The organism is Haematomicrobium sanguinis DSM 21259 (assembly GCF_000688395.1).
In the GTDB taxonomy this organism is placed as follows: Bacteria; Actinomycetota; Actinomycetes; order Actinomycetales; family Micrococcaceae; genus Haematomicrobium; species Haematomicrobium sanguinis.
Window position 1 is genome coordinate 1 of record NZ_JIAG01000008.1, and the last position, 21,793, is coordinate 21,793.

Annotated in this window: 23 protein-coding genes; 15 read left to right on the forward strand and 8 right to left on the reverse strand. The window is 61.8% G+C overall.

Annotated elements, in window-relative coordinates; translation table 11 throughout:
• Positions 1-1,814, reverse strand: a 1,814-nt coding sequence (locus O148_RS15575; RefSeq protein ID WP_035745519.1) for a DUF222 domain-containing protein, incomplete at its 3' end; no start/stop codon positions are given.
• A gap of 311 nt (positions 1,815-2,125) precedes the next feature.
• Positions 2,126-2,770 carry a TetR/AcrR family transcriptional regulator gene (locus O148_RS15580; RefSeq protein WP_035745521.1) on the reverse strand — a complete coding sequence of 215 codons (645 nt, stop codon included), beginning with the start codon at positions 2,768-2,770 and terminating at the stop codon, positions 2,126-2,128.
• Between the two features lie 114 nt (positions 2,771-2,884).
• Here O148_RS15580 and O148_RS0108090 point away from each other — a divergent pair, with 114 nt between their 5' ends.
• From O148_RS0108090 to O148_RS0108120, 7 genes are read left to right on the forward strand one after another with little or no spacing between them, the layout of a single operon-like run.
• Complete coding sequence (locus O148_RS0108090) at positions 2,885-4,486, forward strand: carboxyl transferase domain-containing protein (RefSeq protein ID WP_026530513.1); 1,602 nt, start codon at positions 2,885-2,887, stop codon at positions 4,484-4,486.
• Positions 4,487-4,498: 12 nt separating this feature from the next.
• The gene (locus O148_RS15585; protein WP_051620008.1) at positions 4,499-6,541 is read left to right on the forward strand and encodes an acetyl/propionyl/methylcrotonyl-CoA carboxylase subunit alpha; all 2,043 of its coding nucleotides are present in this window, start codon (positions 4,499-4,501) and stop codon (positions 6,539-6,541) included.
• Between the two features lie 8 nt (positions 6,542-6,549).
• A complete protein-coding gene (locus O148_RS0108100) occupies positions 6,550-7,713 on the forward strand; it encodes an acyl-CoA dehydrogenase family protein (RefSeq protein ID WP_026530514.1) in 1,164 nt (387 codons plus the stop codon).
• Positions 7,714-7,748: 35 nt separating this feature from the next.
• Positions 7,749-8,501, forward strand: coding sequence for a CoA transferase subunit A (locus O148_RS0108105; RefSeq protein ID WP_026530515.1), 753 nt, complete (start codon positions 7,749-7,751; stop codon positions 8,499-8,501).
• A 3-nt stretch (positions 8,502-8,504) separates the two neighbouring features.
• Positions 8,505-9,140 (forward strand): CoA transferase subunit B, encoded by a 636-nt coding sequence (locus O148_RS0108110; protein WP_026530516.1) that lies wholly within the window; start codon positions 8,505-8,507, stop codon positions 9,138-9,140.
• On the forward strand, positions 9,137-9,655 hold the full coding sequence (locus O148_RS15590; RefSeq protein WP_035745524.1) for a MaoC family dehydratase: 519 nt from the start codon (positions 9,137-9,139) through the stop codon (positions 9,653-9,655). Before O148_RS0108110 ends, O148_RS15590 begins: the two co-directional genes overlap by 4 nt.
• Entirely contained in the window at positions 9,652-10,470 is an 819-nt protein-coding gene (locus O148_RS0108120) for an HpcH/HpaI aldolase/citrate lyase family protein (protein WP_035745526.1), read from the forward strand. The genes O148_RS15590 and O148_RS0108120 overlap by 4 nt, the downstream gene beginning before the upstream one ends.
• Positions 10,471-10,484: 14 nt before the next feature.
• On the opposite strand, the gene O148_RS15595 is transcribed toward O148_RS0108120, so the two are convergent.
• The 3 genes from O148_RS15595 to O148_RS0108135 form a co-directional block, all read right to left on the reverse strand.
• Positions 10,485-10,967 carry a MarR family winged helix-turn-helix transcriptional regulator gene (locus tag O148_RS15595; protein ID WP_051620009.1) on the reverse strand — a complete coding sequence of 161 codons (483 nt, stop codon included), beginning with the start codon at positions 10,965-10,967 and terminating at the stop codon, positions 10,485-10,487.
• A 26-nt stretch (positions 10,968-10,993) separates the two neighbouring features.
• Positions 10,994-11,188 (reverse strand): hypothetical protein, encoded by a 195-nt coding sequence (locus O148_RS0108130; protein ID WP_169737519.1) that lies wholly within the window; start codon positions 11,186-11,188, stop codon positions 10,994-10,996.
• Between the two features lie 96 nt (positions 11,189-11,284).
• Positions 11,285-11,512: a hypothetical protein gene (locus tag O148_RS0108135; RefSeq protein ID WP_026530519.1), complete on the reverse strand. Its 228-nt coding sequence runs from the start codon at positions 11,510-11,512 to the stop codon at positions 11,285-11,287.
• A 241-nt stretch (positions 11,513-11,753) separates the two neighbouring features.
• Between O148_RS0108135 and O148_RS0108140 the strand changes: the two genes are divergently transcribed.
• Entirely contained in the window at positions 11,754-12,167 is a 414-nt protein-coding gene (locus tag O148_RS0108140; protein ID WP_026530520.1) for a hypothetical protein, read from the forward strand.
• Here O148_RS0108140 and O148_RS15600 read toward each other — a convergent pair.
• From O148_RS15600 to O148_RS15605, 3 genes are all read right to left on the reverse strand, one after another.
• Positions 12,127-12,930 (reverse strand): maleylpyruvate isomerase family mycothiol-dependent enzyme, encoded by an 804-nt coding sequence (locus tag O148_RS15600; RefSeq protein ID WP_051620010.1) that lies wholly within the window; start codon positions 12,928-12,930, stop codon positions 12,127-12,129. The two genes, O148_RS0108140 and O148_RS15600, sit on opposite strands and share 41 nt — an antisense overlap.
• A 3-nt stretch (positions 12,931-12,933) precedes the next feature.
• Positions 12,934-14,058: a cupin domain-containing protein gene (locus O148_RS0108150; RefSeq protein ID WP_026530521.1), complete on the reverse strand. Its 1,125-nt coding sequence runs from the start codon at positions 14,056-14,058 to the stop codon at positions 12,934-12,936.
• Between the two features lie 92 nt (positions 14,059-14,150).
• Positions 14,151-14,963 carry an IclR family transcriptional regulator gene (locus O148_RS15605; RefSeq protein ID WP_051620011.1) on the reverse strand — a complete coding sequence of 271 codons (813 nt, stop codon included), beginning with the start codon at positions 14,961-14,963 and terminating at the stop codon, positions 14,151-14,153.
• A gap of 47 nt (positions 14,964-15,010) precedes the next feature.
• On the opposite strand from O148_RS15605, the gene O148_RS15610 reads away from it, so the two are divergent.
• The 7 genes from O148_RS15610 (at position 15,011) to O148_RS0108185 (ending at position 21,784) form a co-directional block, all read left to right on the forward strand.
• Positions 15,011-16,231, forward strand: coding sequence for an FAD-dependent monooxygenase (locus tag O148_RS15610; protein ID WP_035745528.1), 1,221 nt, complete (start codon positions 15,011-15,013; stop codon positions 16,229-16,231).
• A gap of 88 nt (positions 16,232-16,319) precedes the next feature.
• Positions 16,320-16,844, forward strand: coding sequence for a fumarylacetoacetate hydrolase family protein (locus tag O148_RS18180; RefSeq protein WP_276203065.1), 525 nt, complete (start codon positions 16,320-16,322; stop codon positions 16,842-16,844).
• Positions 16,804-17,190 (forward strand): fumarylacetoacetate hydrolase family protein, encoded by a 387-nt coding sequence (locus O148_RS18185; RefSeq protein WP_276203066.1) that lies wholly within the window; start codon positions 16,804-16,806, stop codon positions 17,188-17,190. Before O148_RS18180 ends, O148_RS18185 begins: the two co-directional genes overlap by 41 nt.
• A 1-nt stretch (position 17,191) precedes the next feature.
• Complete coding sequence (locus O148_RS15620; RefSeq protein WP_051620012.1) at positions 17,192-18,595, forward strand: MFS transporter; 1,404 nt, start codon at positions 17,192-17,194, stop codon at positions 18,593-18,595.
• Positions 18,596-18,675: 80 nt separating this feature from the next.
• Entirely contained in the window at positions 18,676-19,959 is a 1,284-nt protein-coding gene (locus O148_RS0108175; protein WP_035745530.1) for a sugar ABC transporter substrate-binding protein, read from the forward strand.
• A complete protein-coding gene (locus O148_RS0108180; protein ID WP_026530523.1) occupies positions 19,956-20,945 on the forward strand; it encodes a carbohydrate ABC transporter permease in 990 nt (329 codons plus the stop codon). The genes O148_RS0108175 and O148_RS0108180 overlap by 4 nt, the downstream gene beginning before the upstream one ends.
• A 2-nt stretch (positions 20,946-20,947) precedes the next feature.
• The gene (locus O148_RS0108185; protein WP_026530524.1) at positions 20,948-21,784 is read left to right on the forward strand and encodes a carbohydrate ABC transporter permease; all 837 of its coding nucleotides are present in this window, start codon (positions 20,948-20,950) and stop codon (positions 21,782-21,784) included.
• The last annotated feature ends 9 nt before the right edge of the window (positions 21,785-21,793 follow it).

Here is a 21,793-nt window from a genome sequence, read left to right on the forward strand (position 1 = left end):
TCGCGGATCGCGTCGGCGGGGATGGGACCGTACCCGGAGAGCATCCCATCCTGCTCATCCAACCCCGCCAGAGTAGTGGCCGGGATCGTCACAAAGATTTTCGCTTCACCGCGCAACCCCGACCGCGACCCCGAGGCAGTTTCTGGTTCTGCGCCGCCAGCGGAGCAGGTGGCCTCCGAAGCCTCGGCGCCGTTCCTGGTGTCAGGCTGCACTGACGCGTCACCAGGATTCGCGGGGTGTTCGTGGATCACGCCGTCGGGGTCAACCCAGTAACACTCCTCACGCTCCCAGTCGTTCTCAGGTGCCGAACTGTTTCCAGGATCGGGCACACGTGTCCCCTCACCACCGGTTTCGGGCGCAGTTGTCCCCTGGAACCCGGTTTCGGGCGTGGTGGTGTGGTTGAACAAGTCATGGATCGAGTCGTAGGAGAGTCGCTCAGTCGGTGCTGAGCGGCTAGGACCAGTGTCTGCTGGTTCTTGGTCGCGTGGTGGCCACGACCCAGGTTCGGCTGTGGGTCCAGAATCGGCTCCGGGCGCACTGGTCCCCTCAGCCTCGTCCGTGCTCTGGCTCGCGTCTGGGCCCGCGCCACTGGTCCCCGCTGGGTTGGGTGGGGTGTTCGGGTAGGACTGGTTGTAGTTATGGGTGATCAGGTCGGTGAAGACATCGGCGATCAATTGTTTCAACGTACGAGTGTCGTTCTCGGTTTTGGCGGTGATCGCGAAATCGGTGAGGGTGTTCATGAACCGGTGCGCCGCTATCGCCGGCAACAACCCGCTGATAGAGCACATCCCGTTCGACTCATTCGTGATCGACACGTACCGGTGCTTCATCTCCCGCCGCTCCCGCACCGCCAGCGGCTCAGCGTGTAACCGGTTCCGCGTGATCTCGGCGAACTTGGCCACATCATTGGCGGATCTGACCGGGTATTGACCGGTCACATCATATTTCGCCGGGAAAATAAACTCATGCACCCGCGCGTCATATTCAGCGGCTTGCTCATCGGTCAGCCCGACACAGTGTTTTACCGCGGTTTTCACCAATCGGCTGTTCAACATTCCTGTGATGAACCGGGCTTCGAGTTTCGGGAGCCGGGACAAGGTCGCGGTGTCGATCAGCATCCCGGTCGTTACGAACTCGCTCCGACCCCACAAGAGCGCCAACTCACTGCCGAGACCCCAGAGCGCTTCGTCCATCGCCCTCACGGACACGCCGCACCACACCCGCGGAAATGCCACCTCGGAGTCCTCCACATCCCGGGAATCAAACCCCGGGAAAAACGCCGAACCCTTAGGGAACCCAGTCCCAGCACTGGACGCCGGATCGGCGGCTAAGTTGGAAGAGTCAGTGCCCGTGGAGTTAGTGCCGGTGGGGTTGGCCCCAGCCAATGGGCCCGTAGCCGCGTTAGTGTTCGCGTTGGTAGGTGGAGTGACGGTGAACGCATCCTGATGTTTCCCTCGCCCCGAACCGCGACGTCCTTTGTTCCCCCCGATCGTCTCATCCAGGGGAAGGTCCAGGAGTCGTTCTTGCTCCTCGGCCTCCACGCTCAACGCGACACCCGCGGCCAGGTGCATTGCTGCCTCTACTTGCACCTGAGCACGCTCCAACAACTTCACCGCACCCAGGGCGTCGCGCTTGAACGCATCCGGGCTAAGCGCGCCGCGGGCCGCGGTCGAGGTGGATGGTGATGCCGGAACTGTGGGCACGGTGCCGTGAGGGTTCCGAAGATCCTGCTGAAACTCGTCCATGAGCTTTTCCATGCCACAGGCGAGCCGGGCGACCGCACTGGTGCGGACCCCGAGCTCTGTCTGTGCCATAGGAAACGTCATAACACCACGCTATAACCCGGCACTGACATTGAGCACCCGAAAAACCCCAAATGTGGATAACTTCGGAAAATTTCCTAAAAATTTTTCCCTGTGGAGGAGCATCCACCCCAGCGACCGTCACCCCATGCGCACCCAGCGACTTCACTTCGTGCAGATTCGGCCCGCCAACAGGGAAGACGACCCGCATCTAAGCCCAATGTCAGAGCCGGATGCTACTGTTGCGCTACCAGGTGAGAATTATCGCTAAACCGCTGGGGTGAGTCGGTCTGGCATAAAAGCGTAAATATTTCGCTCCTATTTTAAGAAACTGGAGCGCTGAGCGCAGCATAGGCCATGCTCGTCAACATCTCGCCCAACTGTCGGCCGGCAGCCGATTCACTCCCGCGCTGCCTGCGGTGCAAGGTGTGCGGAGTGGAGTTGATCAGCCCAAACACCGCCTGCGCACGCTGACGCATTTGGCCGCGCTCGGTGCCGGGAAAAAGCTGAACCAGCGCATCAACCCAGACGTCCACGTAGGCGCGCTGGAGACTCTTAACCTCTTTGACGTCATCCTCGCTCAACGCGTTCAAGTCTCGATCTTGAACTCGAATCACCGCGGCATTGTCCAAAGCAAACGCCACCTGAAAGCGCACCAACTCCCGCAAAGTTTCAGAAGCGTCAAGGGCTCGCGAAACCACCGCGCGCGCTCCGTCCAACAAACCCACGGATACATCTACCAAGAGCGCCCCCAACACCGCCTGCTTCCCTGCAAAGTGCCGATACACCGCGGGCCCGCTCACACCGGTCGCCGCTCCCAGGTCCTCAATGGAAACCCCGTTGTAACCATGCTCGGCAAATAACTCCGCCGCCGCGCTCAACATCGCCTCCCGGCGTTGCGCCTTAGCAGCGCTGCGCTCGGTGAGGTGAACCGGGGAGGCGAGGGCTCCGCCGTCGTGCTTTTCCATGCTTTTCCCTCAAGGTGGACATCTGTGAGTCAAGCTACTAGCCTTATTTCAGTTAGTAAAGACTAACTGAAATTCGCGGCTAACGGTGGCCGCATCGACCAGGAAGCGCACTGGATGCAAACTCTTCGTTCCCAGGTGGATCCCGACGCGCCTGAATTTCTCGCCAACGCCGCGGCCCAAAAAGAGCTTGCCGCAGAACTTCGCGAGCACCTTGCGAAAACCGCCTTGGGCGGCCCGGAAAAATCGCGCGAAAAGCACGTGGCCCGCGGGAAACTCCTCGCTCGCGATCGCATTGCCCAGCTCCTCGACGCCGATTCCCCATTCCTAGAAATCGCGCCACTCGCCGCCAACGGGATGTACAACAATGACGCTCCGGCCGCCGGGGTCGTCGCCGGGATTGGATTGGTGCATAACCAGCCCATCCTCGTGATCGCCAATGACGCCACCGTCAAGGGCGGCACGTATTTCCCGATGACCGTCAAAAAACACCTGCGCGCGCAAGAAATCGCCGCCGAAAACAACCTTCCCTGCGTCTACCTCGTCGATTCCGGCGGCGCATTCTTGCCCATGCAGGACGAGGTCTTTCCCGATAAAGAGCACTTTGGTCGCATCTTTTATAACCAAGCCAATATGTCCGCCCGAGGAATTCCGCAGATTGCCGCGGTCATGGGTTCCTCCACCGCCGGCGGTGCCTACGTCCCGGCCATGAGTGATGAGACCGTCATCGTCAAGGAACAGGGCACCATCTTCCTCGGCGGCCCGCCGCTCGTGAAGGCGGCGATCGGTGAAGTCGTGACCCCGGAAGAACTTGGCGGCGGCCTCATGCACTCGAGCAAATCCGGCGTCACCGACCACCTCGCCGAAAACGATGAACACGCTCTCCAAATAGTGCGCGACATTATTTCCACGCTCCCCGAACAAGACTTTGGCCTCGATGACATCGTCATTCCGCCGACCGCCAATGAAGACGAAATTTACGGGGTTGTCCCGGTCGACGTGAACGCCCCCTATGACGTCCACGAAGTCATTGCCCGGCTCGTCGACGGCAGCGAATTCGCCGAATTCAAAAAACTCTACGGTGAAACCCTTGTCACCGGATTCGCGAAAATCCACGGCCACCAGGTCGGCATCATTGCCAACAACGGCGTTCTCTTTTCCGAAGCCGCACTAAAAGGCGCCCACTTCATCGAGCTGTGCGATCAGCGCGGCATCCCGCTCATCTTCCTGCAAAATATCTCCGGTTTCATGGTCGGCAAAGACTACGAAGCCGGGGGCATCGCCAAAAACGGCGCGAAAATGGTCACCGCCGTCGCCTCCACGCGGGTTCCCAAACTGACCGTGGTGATCGGCGGCTCCTTCGGCGCCGGGAACTACTCCATGTGCGGCCGGGCGTATTCGCCAAGATTCCTCTGGATGTGGCCGAACGCGCGTATCTCCGTCATGGGCGGCGCCCAAGCGTCCGGCGTCCTCTCCACCGTCAAACGCGACCAACTCGAAGCGCAAGGCAAAGAGTGGAGCCAAGAGGAAGAAGAGGAATTCCGCCAACCCATCCGCGAGCAGTTCGAGAACCAGGGCAACCCGTACTACTCGACCGCACGCCTGTGGGATGACGGCATCATCGACCCGAAAGACACCCGCCGCATCCTCGGCATGGCGCTGGACGTGGTCACCAAGGAAGATCTGCCCGAGTCCAACTTCGGATTGTTCAGGATGTAGGGGATAAAGACCATGAGCACACCATTCACCAAGGTCCTGATCGCCAACCGCGGCGAAATCGCCTGCCGCATCATCGAAACCCTGCGCACCATGGGCATCCAATCCGTTGCCGTCTACTCGGACGCGGACGCGAACGCCAAGCACGTCCAGCTCGCCGACGAGGCGGTCAATATCGGCCCGGCGCCGGCCACCGAGTCCTATCTGAACATCGCAAACATTGTGCGCGCCGCCCAAGACACCGGCGCCCAAGCGGTCCACCCCGGCTACGGCTTCCTGAGCGAAAACCAGGACTTCGCCAGCGCCCTGAACGAAGCCGGAATCACCTTCATCGGCCCGTCCGTCCACTCGCTACACCTCATGGGTGACAAAATCCGCTCCAAAAACCACGTCAAGGAACACGGCGTGCCGGTAGTCCCCGGGATCAGCGAGCCCGGCCTCACCGACGCGCAACTCGAAGCAGCCGCCGCAGACATCGGCTACCCGATCCTCATCAAACCGAGCGCGGGCGGCGGCGGCAAGGGCATGGAAGCGGTCCAGTCCGCCACAGAGCTGAAGCCAGCCATTGAAACCGCGCGCCGTGTCGCCGCGAAATCCTTCGGCGATGACACCCTCTTCCTTGAGCGCCTGGTCCAAACCCCGCGACACATCGAAATCCAGGTCCTCGCCGATAAACACGGCAACGTCATCCACCTGGGCGAACGCGAATGCTCGCTGCAGCGCCGCCACCAAAAGGTCATCGAGGAGGCACCCAGCGCACTCCTGACCGAAGAGCAGCGCGAACGCATGGGCCAAGCCGCCGTCGCCGCCGCGAAATCCGTGGACTACTGGGGTGCGGGCACGGTTGAATTCCTGCTTTCCAACGAGAACCCGGACGAGTTCTTCTTCATGGAAATGAACACTCGCCTCCAGGTCGAGCACCCGGTGACCGAAATGGTGACCGGTATCGATTTGGTGGAACAGCAGGTGCGGATCGCGCAAGGCGAGCCGCTCGATTTGGCGAGCAACGCCGTCGAACTTCAGGGCCACGCCGTGGAAGCGCGCGTCTACGCGGAGAACCCGGCCAAGGATTTCCTGCCCTCCACAGGCACCATCCAGTACCTCGACGAGCCGACCGGCCCCGGCATCCGCGTCGATTCCGCGCTCGTGGACGGGCTCGAAATTTCCGCGCACTATGACCCGATGCTCGCCAAGGTCATTGCCTGGGGGCCGGACCGCACGCAGGCGCTGGCCCGGCTCGACGAGGCGCTCAGCACCATGACGGTCCTCGGCGTCGATACCAATATCGACTATTTGCGCGCGCTTCTCGCCGACCCGGACGTGCAGGCCGGTCGCCTGGACACCGGGCTGATCGAGCGCAAACTGGACACCATGACCGCGCAGGAATTGCCCGAGTCTGCGCTGCACTTTGCCGCGCAGGCGCTCGTCGACGCGCGTCGCTCGAGTGCCGAGGAGCACGCGGGCGACCCCTGGTTCGCCGCCGATGGCTGGCAACTTGCCGGTGCCCGCCCGGGCGTCGTCACGCTGGTTCGCGACGGGCAACGGCACCGCGTTACCGTGCCGGGCGCGGACAGCGGCACGCCGGATGGCGTCGCGGTGGTGCAGCAGAACATTGGCGCCACCGAGGATTCCACGAGCGCGGATATTTGGCTGAAAACCGCCGGGTTCGCCGGACATTTTGCCGCGCCGAGCCGCGCGGAACTCGTTGACATGATGCTCGACGACGCCACTCACCAACCCGGCTCGGCAAGCCCGGACGTTCGGTCGCCAATGCCCGGGACGGTCGTGGCGGTTGCCGTGGAATCCGGGCAAACCGTGAGCGCCGGGCAAGTGGTGGCCTCCGTGGAGGCCATGAAAATGGAGCACCACATGCGCGCCGAAATCGACGGCACCGTAACGATCAGCGTCAAGCCCGGCGACGTGGTGCGCGGCGACCAGGTGGTCGCGACCGTGACGCCGGCCACGCCCGAGCCCGCCGAACCCGCCGAACCCGCCGAGCCCAGCGCGCCCGCGGCGCCCGCCGACACCCCAGACTCATCCGAGAACCCCACCAACTAGAGGACACCATGCCCGATTTTCAGCTCGAAGAAGAGTACCAAGACCTTTCCGACACCGTCCGCGAGTTCGCAGACACCGTGATCGCCCCGGTCTCCGCCAAGCACGATGAAGAGCACACCTTCCCCTACGAGATCCAAAAGCAAATGGCTGAAATGGGGCTGTTCGGCCTGCCCTTCCCGGAGCAGTACGGCGGCATGGATGGCGACTACTTCGCCCTCGCCCTTGCGCTGGAGCAGATCGCGCGCGTAGACCAGTCCGTCGCGATCACCCTGGAAGCAGGAGTGTCCCTTGGCGCCATGCCCGTCTACCGATTCGGCACCGAAGAGCAAAAACAAGAGTGGCTCCCGCAACTGGCCAGCGGCCAAGCGCTCGGTGCGTTCGGCCTGACCGAGCCGGAAGCCGGCAGCGACGCGGGTGGCACCAAGACCACCGCGCGCCTAGAGAACGGCGAATGGGTTATTAACGGCGCAAAAGAGTTCATCACCAACTCCGGCACCGACATCACCCGCCTGGTGACCGTCACCGCTGTCACCGGTCAAGAAGAACGCCCGGACGGTACCGTCAAGAAGGAAATCTCCACCATCTTGGTGCCCACCGATACACCCGGTTTTGAAGCGCGCCCGGCATACAACAAGGTCGGCTGGAACGCCTCGGACACCCACCCGCTCAGCCTTTCCGACGTGCGCGTGCCTGAAGCCAATCTCCTGGGCACCCGCGGCCGCGGCTACGCCAACTTCCTCTCCATCTTGGACGAGGGCCGCATCGCCATCGCCGCGCTCGCGACCGGCGCCGCGCAGGGCTGTGTCGAATACGCGACCCAGTACGCCAAGGAGCGCCAGGCGTTCGGGCACAACATTGGCTCCTACCAGGCCATCCAGTTTAAGATCGCCCGCATGGCCGCCCGCGCACACACCGCGCGCCTGGCCTACTATGACGCGGCGGCGCGAATGCTCGCCGGAAAGCCCTTCAAAACTGAGGCCGCAATTGCCAAAATGGTGGCAGGAGAGGCGGCCATGGACAACGCCCGCGACGCCACCCAAGTCTTTGGCGGGTACGGCTTCATGAACGAATTCCCCGTCGCCCGCCACTACCGGGACTCCAAGATCCTGGAGGTCGGGGAAGGCACCACCGAAGTTCAGCTCATGCTCATCGCCCGCTCGCTCGGACTCTAAAAACCCGGACACGGTTCACGGCAAGAAAGGCACTCATGATTGACAAGGTTTATGCCACCGCCGCCGAAGCGGTGGCGGACATTGGCACCGGGGCGAGCATCGCCGTCGGAGGCTTTGGCCTCTCCGGAATCCCCGAAACGCTCATTAACGCGGTGCACGATCAGGGCGCCACCGACCTCGTCACCGTGTCCAACAATTGCGGAGTCGACGGCTGGGGTCTTGGCGTGCTGCTCGAATCCGGCCGTATCCGCCGCACGATCTCCTCCTACGTGGGTGAGAACAAGGAGTTCGCGCGCCAGTATTTGGCCGGTGAACTCGAGGTGGAACTCACCCCGCAGGGCACGCTCGCCGAAAAGCTTCGGGCCGGGGGAGCGGGCATCCCCGCGTTCTACACACCAGCGGGGTATGGCACCCAGATTTCCGAGGGGGGTCTGCCCGTGAAGTACGACGGCGATGGCCAAGTAGCCATCGCATCGGCACCGAAAGAGACTCGGGAATTCAACGGCCAGCACTACGTGCTGGAAGAATCGCTGACCCCGGATTTCGCGTTGGTGCACGCCTGGAAGGGCGACCGGCACGGCAACCTCATTTTCCATGAGTCGGCGATGAACTTTAATCCGCTGTGTGCCACCGCCGGGCGCATCACCATTGCCTCGGTGGAAGAACTCGTGGAACCGGGGGAGTTGGACCCGAACTTCATTCACACCCCGGGTATTTTTGTGCAGCGCGTGGTGCACACTCCGAATCCGGAAAAGCGGATCGAAAAGCGAACGGTACGGGAGGCGTAGCACATGGCACTGTCACGGCAAGAGCTCGCGGCGCGGGTTGCCCAGGAACTCGAAGACGGCCAGTACGTCAATCTTGGTATCGGGATGCCCACCCTCATTCCGAACTACATTCCCGAGGGCGTCGAAGTGGTGTTGCACTCGGAAAACGGCATCCTCGGTGTGGGGCCGTACCCCACCGAGGATGAGGTCGATCCGGACCTGATCAACGCCGGTAAGGAAACGGTCACCGTGAATCCGGGCGCGGCGTTCTTTAACTCTTCCGAGTCCTTCGGGATGATTCGCGGCTCGCACGTGGATTTGGCTGTCCTGGGTGCCATGGAAGTGGCAGAAAACGGGGATCTGGCGAACTGGATGATTCCGGGCAAAATGGTCAAGGGCATGGGCGGTGCAATGGACCTGGTATGGGGTGCCAAACGCGTGATCGTCATGATGGATCACGTGGACAAGGCAGGAAACCCGAAGATCGTCGAACGGTGCACATTGCCGCTGACCGGCAAGGGATGTGTCGACACGATCATCACCGATCTTGCGGTGATCGACGTGACTGACGGGGGACTGGTATTGCGCGAAACCGCTCCGGGCGTGAGCGTCGAGGACGTGGTGGCCAAGACCGGTGCAGCTCTGAAGGTCGCCTCATGAGCGAAAAGCGGATTATTACCCAGCGCGGACTGTACTTTGACGAGCTGGAAGAGGGCGTCATTTATCGCCACCAACCGGGGCGCACGCTGAGCGAAGCCGACAATATCCTCTTCACCACCCTGACCATGAACACCCAGGCGTTGCACCTGGACGCGGCGTTTAGCGAGAGCCAACCTTTTGGGCGGCGGCTCGTGAATTCGATGCTGACCCTCTCGACGCTGGTGGGCCTGTCGGTGTCGCAACTGACCCAGGGCACCATCATCGGCCAGCTCGGCCTGGACAAGGTGGTTTTCCCCAAACCGGTGTTTCACGGGGACACGCTTTACGCCGAATCCGAGGTGCTCTCCAAACGGCCGTCGAAGTCGCGGCCCGGGCAAGGGATCGTGGTATTTGGGTTGATTGGCCGGAATCAATCCGGAGAGGTTGTTGCGCAAGCGGAACGGACCGTTCTGATGAAGGCGCAGGAATCCACCGGTCAGAGCGCGGAAGACGAGTCCTGGGAGGGACATTCGTGAGTGCCTTTGAACTGGGTCCGGCAATCTTGTTTTGCCCGGCGGATCGGCCCGAACGCTACACCAAGGCGGCCGAGCGTGCCGACGCGGTCATCCTCGATTTAGAGGACGCCGTCGCCAAGAGCGCGAAGGCCCAGGCCCGCAAGGACCTCGTCGCCAATCCGCTCGACCCCGCGCGAACAATTGTGCGGGTCAACCCGGCTGGAACCGATGACTTCATAGAAGACCTCAACGCCCTACGCCGCACGGACTACAACCAGCTGATGCTCGCCAAGGCCGAACAGGTCTCAGACTTCGAGCGACTCTCCGGGTTCGCCGTCACGGCGTTGTGCGAGACTGCCCGAGGAGTTGCGAACGCCACGGACATCGCGGACGTGCACGGCGTCGTCGCACTGATGTGGGGGGCCGAAGATTTGGTGGCCTCGCTCGGGGGCACCTCGAGCCGCTTTCCCGATGGGCAGTATCGGGAAGTCGCGAAATACGCGCGCTCGCAGGTATTGATCGCCGCCGGGAGCGCACACAAGGCCGCGATCGATTCCGTCTTTGTGAACATCCCGGACCTGGAGGGTCTGCGCGCCGAGTCAGAAGACGCGGTTGCCTCAGGGTTTGCGGCAAAGGCCGCCATCCACCCGAACCAAGTGGCGGTCATTCGTGAAGCCTATGCGCCGAGTGCCGAGGAAGTGGCCACTGCGCGCGCGTTGCTTGACGCGGCTCGGGCCAGCGGGCAAGGGGTCTTCGAATACCAAGGCTCCATGGTGGATGGGCCCATTTTGCGGCACGCCGAATCGGTGGTGCGCCGAGCGAAGCCGGCTAGCTAAATTCGCCGTCCGTTTTAGGTACTCTTCTCAAAGCTTGCGATGACGCCGCCGAGGAAGCGCGCCACCGAGACGAGTTCGTCGCGGCTGAATCGACTCGCGAGCGAAACCAGTTCGGTGGCGACCTCTTCCAGCGTGGGTTGCATTTGCGCAACTGCGCTCTCGGTGGCACGAATGTATTGGCCGCGCCCGTCTCTCGGGTGCGGGGTCCGTTCGGCGAGTCGCGCGTCCTCCAGGCGCCGAATGAGACTAGTCGTGGATGCGGACGTGATGCCGAGATGCTCGCTCAATTCTGTGGGCGACACCGATTTGTCATGTTCGGCCGCGGTGAGCAAATATCGCAGTGCGGCGAGATCTTTCGGCCCGATGGCCAGCCGTTCGCGCGCCCGCTCACGTGCCGAAAACTCGACATCGCGGAACGTGCGCAAGCGATCCAGGGCAATGAGTCCGGGGTCCTCCGGGTGTTCTTGCCATTGTGCGTGGATGATTTCTAGTGACATGGGTATCGGTGTAGTTCCATGACCGTTTATGAGGGATTTCGGGGGACGAGAGTCCACATGCTCTCGGGCTCGATGCGTTGGAAAATTTGAACGTCGCCATCGGGGAAGAACTCTTCATGACTTCTTGCCCAGTCCATTGCTTCCGCAATGGTTTTCGCTTCGATGACGGTCAGCTCCGACGTGCTTTGCGTGTCGATGCGGCGATAAGCAAACTCGCTCATATCTCCACTGTACTCCGCGGGAAAATCGGCGGGGCGCGGGTAATTGAGGCGAGGAATCTCGCCGATTTTGCCCACGCGCCCCGCCGAATGATTCACTTAGCTTCCCGGAAGAATGCTCTCGTCATTGGAATCGTCAGAGTCTGGATCCTGCCCGGGGTCAACCGGCTCGCGGTCGGGATCCGTGATCGGCCCAGTGGGGCCATCCGGGGAGCCGCCCTCGCGATCGGGGTCGAGATCCGGATCTGCCGTGGGGTCAAGGTCGGGATCCACGTTGGGCAGATCTGGGTCAATGGTCGATGGATCGTTATTGGTGGGGGGTGTCATCGCTCTCACTCCTTTGCGGATGCGCCCGGAGTTTCCGGGTAGTTCTCACTGAAACACTCTCCTGCGCGTATCGGCAGGACTTGCCAAGCGAGAATAACGGGAGGAAAATTCATCCGCGGATATGTTTGCCCAAGGCGCCGCAGAGGGCTATTCTGATTGGTAGCTAGTTAAACTAGCTATCCGGCTGAAGCAGCTTGGCTGGTCTCGAGACGTACCACATCAAGACCGTTCGGAGTATGCCATGCGTCGCTTATCCAGCCCTCACCAGGTGTTCGACAATTCCGTCAATTCTCGCTATGAGCTCTATGAAGACGGGAACATGATGGCGTACGTCAAGTACCGGATGCAGGGCGAGAACATTATCTTTCTCATATGCCAGGCCAGCAGGAAACCCGTTCATGATGTCGACCCGCGAAGGGTTGACTGTGCGATGTACCGCACCGAACTGCTGTGCCGGGAGGCGATGAAGGACGTCCATCGCCGCCAGCTACGTGCCTTAGTTGTCTCTCGAGCAATGAAAAACATCTTTGGGTTGCCGATGGCGGCGCAGACACCCCTGAGCTCGACGCCAGCCACCTACCACGCGCCCACCACTCACTCTCGAGCTGAAATCTTTACCCAAGCCACGAGCCAAGAGTGGGTAGCGGGGCACTGATTCGGTGTTTACCGCTTTCATCGGTGCGGAACACCTTCAGGTCTAACGCGCCGCGTCCGGTAATCCATTGGGTGAGATCGGCGAGAGTTCCCTCAACGGTGAGGGCACCGGGCCCATTGTCCGCGCTGCTCGCGGCACCAAGTTGTGCGGCGAGGTCTGGGCGATCCAGCGGCACCACTGTGACGGGCGCTTCCCCCTCGGCTCTGGGGTTCGCCGGGGCCACACGCTCAACCGCCTCCCGAAAAATGCGTTCAATAACGGGGATTGGGAACTGCCGAAATCGACCTCCGTTCCCCAAATCGACCGCATGGACCCACACCTCGCGGGCACGCGTCCACGGCGTTTTCGCGACAGCCACCTGGTCCCCGGTCAAGGTCGTGAATTCTTGACCCCAGCTTTCTTCAGGCAGATCTCTCCATTCCACGTTCAGATGCACTAGCGCGTGGAAGTGGAGGTTGCGCAGCGCCGTGGGATTCAGCGTCGCACCAAAATCGATTTGGTTGTCCCGAAAGGCGCGCGAGGGGTACATGTCAACGTTTTCGCCCAAATGCGCGTGGGCCACCACGTTGCTCAGGGCGCGTGCGTTATAGCCAATGTGCGCTAAGACATGCGCCCTCGTCCAGCCCGGAAGCCCGCTGGGGCGATACAAGTCTTCATCGCTCAGATCGTTGACTAGTCGCGTGAAGAAGGCTGTGCCTCGACGCGCCAAGAGCAGGTCCGCAACAATGCGCTCGTCTCTGACCAGATCGGTGCGAGCGGGCATGACCTATCGCTCCTGCGGGGCTTCAGGACGGTCCACACCCGGGACGTAGGTGCGGGCAAAATTGAGCCGTTCCACCACGGGAGCATCGCTGAAGCGGAAGAGATCGAGCCCGGTCTCCGCCTCGAGCGAATAGGGAACCCAGGACGGAACCACAAAGAGATCGCCCTTTTCGAGCTCGCGTGCTTCATCTCCGAGCCGCACGGTGCCACGTCCCTCGAAAACTTGCCAGACGGAGGAACCCACCTCGTGGCGTACGGCCGTGGCGGTTCCCTCGCGCAAACGGTGGAATTCGCAACGCACTGTAGGCAGCACGTCTCCGCCGTTGGTGGGGTTGGTGTATTTGATCGCGGCGTGTCCCTGCTCTACCGTCGCTGGGTGGCCTGCGTCCTCAAGTTCCAATTGGTTGCGCAGTGCGCGGTCGGTGTATTCCCACCGGTAGGCGGCAATCGGCGTGCTGGGTAGGGAGCGTTGGGCGGACAGCGGCGTTAGCCCCGGGTGCGCCCAGAGCATTTCGGAACGCGAAATGTCCGGGGAGGCTTCGTCGGTGACGCGCTCAGAGCCATACTCAAAGAAACCGAAGTCGAGATCGTGGGCCAGCGGGACGTCCAGGCCGTCAATCCAGGCCATGGGTTGATCCGTGTCATTGTGGTGGCCGTGGAAGAACCACCCGGGAGTCATCAGCAGGTCGCCGCGCCGCATCGCGACCGGGTCGCCATTGACGACCGTCCAGACGCCCTCGCCCTCCACGACAAAGCGAAACGCGTTTTGTGAATGCCGATGCTCCGGTGCAGTCTCGTACGGCCCCAAGTATTGAATGGCTGCCCACAGCGTTGGTGTGCAGTACGCCTCCGGCGCCAGACCCGGATTTGCCAACCCGATGGCGCGCCGTTCGCCGCCGCGCCCCACGGGCACCAATTCGCCGGAGCGCTGAGCAATGTCGGTGAGTTGCTTCCACTTCCAGACGTACGGAATCGCCTTGGGGGAGGGGGTCTCCGGCATGAGATCGTCACGCTGCGTCCACAGCGGAGTGGTGCTGATAGCGGCGAAGTCCTCATACAGGCGGTCCAACTCTGGGCTCGGCTCCGGCTGGCCCTCGGTGTCTACGCTCTCAACGTTGCTCGTGCTCACCGTGGTCTCCTTTGACTTGTTGAATTCACGTGGTGATTCTCCAGCCTAGGTAGCGCGTCGGTGCTGCCTGAAGAAGATTCCGTAATACGGAATCAATCGCCGTTCTTGCGCGTAATCAGAATGTTCTGGCTCTTCAAATCGCGGCCAATCTGGATGCTGGTATCGCGCAGCAGCGAAATGAGGTTGGACTCGACTTTGCCGCGGAACCGGTCCGCTCGAGTCGACACCGAGACTGCGCCGACCGCGCTCCCGGCAGCATCAAAAATGGCGACGCCCACCGCCGCCACGCCGCGCTCGGTCTCTTCAAAGTTAATGCCAAATCCGCGCTCGCGAACCTGGTGGATGTCCTTGAGGAACGCGGTGAACTCCGTAGCGCCGAGCTCGGCGACCTGGGTGATGGGGTGCGGGCTGCACAGCAGTTCTTTGAGCGCATCATCGTCCAGTTGGCTCAGTAAAGCTTTTCCCCCGGACGTCCGCCGTGCGGGCATCACCACGCCCTGGCGGTCATTGGTATGTGTGACGTTGGCTGCGACAACGGTGTCCAAGAAGCGAGTCTTCGTCCCCACCAAAACGCTGAGGTTGGCGCTCTCCCCGGCCCGCAATGAGAGCACCTCCATGTGCGGCCGGGCAATCTCGCGCAATCGCCTGCTCCATTCCAAGTTTGCCGGAGGTTCCATGAGCGCTGGGCCGGGCGTGTAAATGTGGTCATCGCGCTGGGCCGCGAACCCGCGGAATAACAGCGTGGTGAGTAATCGGTGCGCGCTCGAGCGCGAGACGCCGAGGTATTCGGCAGCATCCATGACCCGCAGGTTCCCCTCATCGCGCAAGAGTTGGATCAGCGTGAGGCCGCGATCGAGCGAGCCGATGCCGTGAACGGGTTTTGTCGGGAGCGGTTGATTCTGCATTACGGAATCTTATAGCAAGAACGTGGCGACGGTCACATGGTGGATTCATGATTGAACAACGCAAAGGCGCGTACGGCGCACACGTATTGGTAGTCGGTGGCGGCATCGGGGGTCTGGCGGCGGCAGTCGCGTTGACTCGCTCCGGGGTGAGCGTCTCAGTCGCCGAACAGGCGGAAGAATTTGGCGAAATCGGTGCGGGCCTCCAACTGGCCCCGAACGCGACTCGCATCCTTGGACACTGGGGGCTCATGGATCAGGTGTTGGGCGTGGGCGTTCAACCCGAGCGGATGGTATTTCGGGATGCGGTTAGCGCCGACGTGCTCCTGGCACATAGCCTCGGCCAGGAACTCACCGATCAATTCGGATCGCCATATGTCGTCATCCACCGAACCGATCTCCACTCCATCCTGCTCGAGGAGTGTCGGCGCTTAGGTGTCGAACTGCTCACTCACGCCCACGTCGATTCGATAGAACGCGACGGTGAGCGGGTGGTGGCGACATTTGCCGACGGGCGCTCCATCGACGCGGATTACGTAATCGGCGCCGATGGGCTCAAGTCCGGACTGCGCACTCTGGTCAGTGACGACCAACCCATTCCATCCGGTTACGTGGCCTATCGGGGCACTATTCCGATTGAAGAGATGCCAGACGATCAGCGCGCCAAGGACGTGGTCTGTTGGATGGGACCGGGTATGCACCTTGTGCAGTACCCGCTCCGCCAGGGCACACTTCTCAACCAGGTTGCTACTTTCCGTTCCGAAAGTTTCATTGCCGGCGAGGAAAACTGCGGTACGGTCGAAGAACTCACGGCAGCCTTTGACGCTACACACCCGCAGGTCAAAGTTGCGCTGGAATATGTGAGCAAACAGCGGCGCTGGCCGCTCTTTGACCGAGCACCCATTTCAAATTGGGCCACCGATGAAATGGTGCTGCTCGGGGACGCCGCCCACCCCATGCTGCAATACCTTGCGCAAGGATGCTGCCAAGCTCTCGAAGACGCAAGCGCCCTGGAAAAACTGAGCGGAGTCCGCGTGCCGACCTCGGCAACCGAGTGGCACACCCTGGCCGAGATGTATCAGTCCGAGCGCATTCCGCGTTCCGCATCCATCCAGACCGGTGCCCGCACCTTTGGCGAAATATGCCACATCTCCGGTGTAGGGCGGTCGCTGCGCAACGAACTCTTGCGCGGCATTCCTACCCAGGACTACTCCTACGCCGCATGGATCTACCAAAACGAGCCCGCACTCGCCTCCGCAGGCGCTCGCTAAACCCCACGTCAACTGGAGGTGCGGCGCTTAAGGCGTGCAACGCCGTCGTACCTCTGCCCATACCCGGGCACCAACCCGAAAGGAAAACATGAAAATCGCGGTAGCTAATGATGGGCGCGCGCTGGTCATTGCCGAGGAGAAGACCTATGACGTCACCGAGCAGCTAGGGCTTAGCGAGGCGGAATCGGCCGATCCCTGGATGGCGTGGTTGCGTCGAGGCGGCGACCTCGCGGCGCTCAAACGCCTTGAGCTCGATGAAGCGGATCTGGTGGATGATGTGCAACTGTCGGCGCCGTTAGGCGTTCCGGGGAAAATTGTGGCCGCCCCCGTGAACTATCTGGATCACAAGGTTGAAATGAGCGAGCAAAAAACCATTGCCGAATATGGGGTTTTTTTGAAGGCGAACTCCTCGGTCATTGGCCCGCACGGGACGGTGAAACTGCCGTACTTGGACAAGCGCACCGACCAGGAGGGCGAACTGGCCGTGGTGATCGGGCGCCGGGCGCGCAATGTGCGGGCCGAGGATGCGCTTGGGTATGTGTTGGGGTACACCAGGCATCCTGGACATTACCGTGCGATCGACCGAAGACCGCTCCACGCGCAAGTCGTTTGAGACGTTCTCGCCGCTCGGGCCATGGATTGTCAGCGCCGACGAGATTGAGGACCCGGATGGGCTCGATTTGCGTTGCACCGTCTCCGGTGACATGCGTCAAGAGACCAACACGAGCGAGCTCATTTTCAGCGTGGGGCAGTTGATTGCTTACGCGAGCGCGGTGATGACCTTGGAGCCCGGAGACGTCATTGCGACCGGAACCCCTGCCGGTGTGGGGCCGTTGAGCGATGGCGACACCATCGATTTAGACATCGAGAACATTGGGACGCTGTCGGTGTCGGTGAGCGCGGCGGACGCGATTGCCTACGCCGACCGGCCCGTGCCGGCCACGATAGTGGTGGGCTGAAATGAGCGGCACCGGGGGCGGCCCAGGGCTGCGCGAATCGCTGGATAAGCGCCGGATGGTTGGGGTGCAGTACGCGACAATTTCGCTGTGCGTGGCCCTGAACATGATGGACGGATTCGACGTCCTGGTGATGGCGTTCAGCGCAACGGCCATTACCAATGAGTGGGGGCTGAGCGCCTCGGAGCTAGGCATTTTGCTCTCCACCGCGCTGATCGGCATGGCGATCGGGTCGATTTTTGTGTCCTCGCTGGCCGATGTCATTGGCCGTAAGAAGGTAGTCATGCTCTGCGTGGCCACCATTACGGTGGGCATGACGCTGGCGACGTTCGCGCCGGGTTTCGAGGTCATGTTGGTGGCTCGGTTGATCACCGGGCTGGCTGTCGGGACGTTGCAGGCCTGCCTGAACGTCATTGCCTCCGAGTTTTCCTCGGCCAAGGCGCGGTCCTTTGTGCTGAGCATCTACACCATGGGGCAGCCCTTGGGTGGAACGCTCGGCGGGATTGTCTCCGGCATTCTTATTGCGAATTTCGGGTGGCGCGCGGCGTTCGCGTTCGGCGCCGTGGTGACGCTTATTCTCTTGCCACTCGTGGCGCGGTTCATGCCTGAGTCGCTGGATTACCTCTTGACCAAGCGGGGGCCAGGGGCGCTGGAGAAGGTCAATGGGATTCTGCGGCGGTTGCGTGTGGACGCGGTCAGCGAACTGCCGCCGGTTCCGGGGTCTGGGGGCCCTGGGGTGGTTGCGGGCGCGGGCGCGGGCTCTGGCACGGGCTCTGGCGGCCGGTGGCGCGAAGTTTTCTCCCAAGGAAATTTGCGTACCGTGGTGTTGCTTTCGGTCGGGTTCTTCACGCTCATGGGCAGCTTTTACTTCGCAAACTCCTGGACTCCGCGCTTAGTTGGCACCGCCGAAGGGTTCACACCCGCCGATGGCATCAGCGCCGGTATCGCGTTCAGTATTGGCGGTATCGCGGGCACCCTGCTCTTTGGTGCGTGCGCACACAAGTTCGGGCCGTTCGTGGCACTGATCGCGGCCTTCCTCCTTTCCGCGGCGGCGTTCAGCATATTCCCGCCTTCCCTGGGAGCGGTGGGTTCTGCGTTGCTGATTGCCGGAGTCATGGGGTTGTTCACCTCGGCGGCGACAGCCGGCATGTTCACCGTGGGGCCGATCAGTTTCGCCCCGCGGATCCGTTCCACGGCGGTGGGTCTCATCATCGGCATGGGGCGTGTGGGCGCCATTGTTTCGCCCATCGTCGCCGGCGTGCTCATTGACGCGAGGTTTGTACCCGGTTCGCTCTACTACTTGTTCGTGCCGGCGCTCATTATTGGCGGCATCGCGATTGCGATTGTCCGGTTTTTGCGCACCCGTGATGCGGCAAATGTCAAGAGGGTGGAATCTATGTCCAAGTAGGCATATGGTCTAAAGAAAGACATAGATGTCACTCGCACAGTGAGAGGGGAGTCGCGGTGGGTACCCGTCCGGCAAAGAGAATGCAACGGGTGGCTTGGGGGTTAGCTTCGGCCTTTGCGTTGACGGCTGCGCTCTCGGGTTGCGCGACCACGAACGCCACACCAACGCTCACCTGGTACATCAACCCGGATGACGGCGGCCAGGCGGTGCTGGCCGAGAAGTGCACAGCCGAGGCCAATGGCGAGTACCGGATCGAAACCTCGCTATTGCCCAATGATGCCGCGTCCCAGCGCGAGCAATTGGCGCGACGGTTGGCGGCCGGGGACACGACCATGGACATCATGAGCCTGGATCCGCCGTTCATCCCCGAGCTGGCCGAGCCCGGATTTCTGGCTCCCGTCCCCGAGGACGTGGTTCAGCGCACTACCCAGAATGTCGTGCAAGGCGCTTTAGACGGTGCGAAGTGGAACGGCGAATTCGTGACCGTCCCGTTCTGGGCCAACACCCAGATCCTCTGGTACCGCAAGTCCGTTGCCGAGGCGGCGGGCCTGGACATGTCCAAGCCCGTCACCTGGCAGCAAATCATGGACGCCGCCAAGTCTCAGGACAAGTACCTGGCGGTGCAAGGTGCCCGCGCCGAGTCCATGACGGTGTGGGTCAACGCGCTCATTGCCTCCGCAGGCGGACAAATCATCCAAAACCCTGGCGCCAAGGGATCGGAAATCCAATTGGGGCTGGATTCTGAGGCGGGCCGGAAAGCCGCCGAGATCATCGGCACCATTGGCAAGGAAGGACTGGGCGGCCCGGGACTTCCCACCATGAATGAGGGCATCTCGATGAGCCTGTTCCAAGGGGATAAGGGTTCATTCATGGTCAACTACAACTTCATTTGGCCGGCCACCAAGGGCGCAATCGAGGAGGGCGCGCTGCCCAAGGATTTGTTGGATGACATCGGCTGGGCTGTTTACCCCCGCGTCGACGCCAACACTCCCAGCGCTCCGCCGCTCGGCGGCATCAACCTGGGCGTCGGGGCGAAGAGCAAAAACCCGGACCTTGCCTACAAGGCCATTGAATGCATTGTGAAGCCGGAGAACCAGACGGAATACTTCGTCACCAACGGCAACGCACCGTCTAACAAGGACGCCTTCGATGACGCGAAAGTCAAGGAACTGTTCCCGATGGCAGACACCATCCGCGAATCCCTCGACCTCGCGGTGCCGCGACCGCAAACCCCGTATTACAACGAGATTTCCACCGGTATCCAGCAAACGTGGGCCCCGCCGTCGCAAGTTGACCCGGCAACCACACCGAAGGAATCCCAAGACTTCATCACTGCAGTGCTTCGAGGGGAGAGGCTGCTATGAGCACCGCTACACCGACCCACGGCCGACGCTCATCCGGACAACCGGTTGACGGGCCCGGCGCCGCGGGCAAGCCTGGCAAGGCGACCAAGAGCGACCGCGCAAAATCCGAAGCCCGGCTCGGCTGGATTCTCGCCGGTCCGGCCTTCGTGATCATGCTGCTGGTCACCCTGTATCCCATTTTGCAGGCCGTGTACGAGTCGCTCTTTAAGTACCGCCTCACAGCGCCCGATGACCGCGAATTTGTGTTCCTCGCCAACTACGGCGTGATCCTTTCCGATCCGGTCTGGTGGCGGGACCTCGGCGTCACGCTCCTGATCACCGTGGTCACCGTGGTGGTAGAGCTGATTCTCGGTTTCGCGCTGGCCCTGGTGATGGACAAGGCGATCAAGTCGTTGCGCGGCCTGCTCCGCACCGCGATCCTGGTGCCCTACGGCATCATCACCGTGGTCAGCGCCTTCGCCTGGTTCTACGCCTTCGACATCAACTCCGGTTTCGTCAACCAGTGGTTCGGGTGGATCCCGGGAATCACCCCGGACCTGAACTGGTTCGCGGACTTCGGCACCTCGATGTTCGTCATCATGGCCTCGGAGATCTGGAAGACCACGCCGTTCATTTCGCTACTTTTGCTGGCCGGTCTGGCCCAAGTGCCCAGCGAACTCACCGAGGCGGCCAAGGTGGACGGCGCCACCTGGTGGGAGCAAATGCGCAAGGTCATCATCCCGAACATGAAGGCCGCGATTATGGTGGCCGTCCTGTTCCGCGCACTGGACGCCTTCCGCATCTTCGACAACATTTTCATCATGACCAAGGGCGCCAACAACACCGAGGTGCTTTCGCTGTTGGCCTACCGAACGTCCATCGGCCGGCTCGAAATCGGTATGGGTTCGGCGATCTCGGTTCTCCTGTTCCTGTGCGTCCTTCTGATCGCCTTCATTGCGATCAAGGTGTTCAAGGTTGATTTGGCCGGCGCTCGAGGGGAGAAGTAAGCATGAGTACCAAAATGAAAGTGGCGTGGACGGTCATAACCGTCGCCGTGCTTGTGTACGCGCTCTTCCCGGTCGCCGCGATCCTGGCCATCTCCTTTAAGTCCGCCTCCGATCTGACCACCCCGGGTTTCCTCCCGGCCAGCGGCGGCACCTGGGACAACTACCAGCTGATCCTCGCCGGCGACGCCCAAGAACTGTTCCTGACGGCGCTGCGCAACTCGGTCGGCATCGCGCTGATTTCCACCTTTGTGGCGGTCGTCTTGGCAACGCTCTGCGCCTACGCCATTGCGCGCCTGGACTTCCCGGGAAAGAAAATCATCTTGACCACGGCCCTTGCCGTCTCGATCTTCCCGGTCATCTCCATCGTGACCCCGCTGTTCAACCTGTGGCGCACCATTGGCCTCTACGACACCTGGCTCGGCGTCATCATCCCGTACCTCTCGTTGACGCTGCCGATTTCCATTTGGACCCTCGCCGCGTTCTTCCGGCAAATCCCGTGGGAATTGGAGCAAGCGGCCCAGGTCGACGGCGCGACCACGTGGCAAGCCTTCCGCAAGGCGATCGTTCCGCTCGCGGCGCCCGGCGTGTTCACCACCGCCATCATCGCGTTCTTCATCGCCTGGAATGACTTCGTCTACGGGATCTCGCTCACCTCCACGGACGCGGCCAGACCCGTTCCGGCGGCGCTCGCGTTCTTCACCGGCGCCTCCCAATTTGAGGCCCCCACCGGCGCCATTTCGGCCGCCGCCATCATCGTCACCATCCCCGTGGTGGTACTCGTATTGCTCTTCCAGCGTCAGATTGTGGCTGGGCTGACCCAAGGCGCAGTCAAGGGCTAGCGCGAAGAA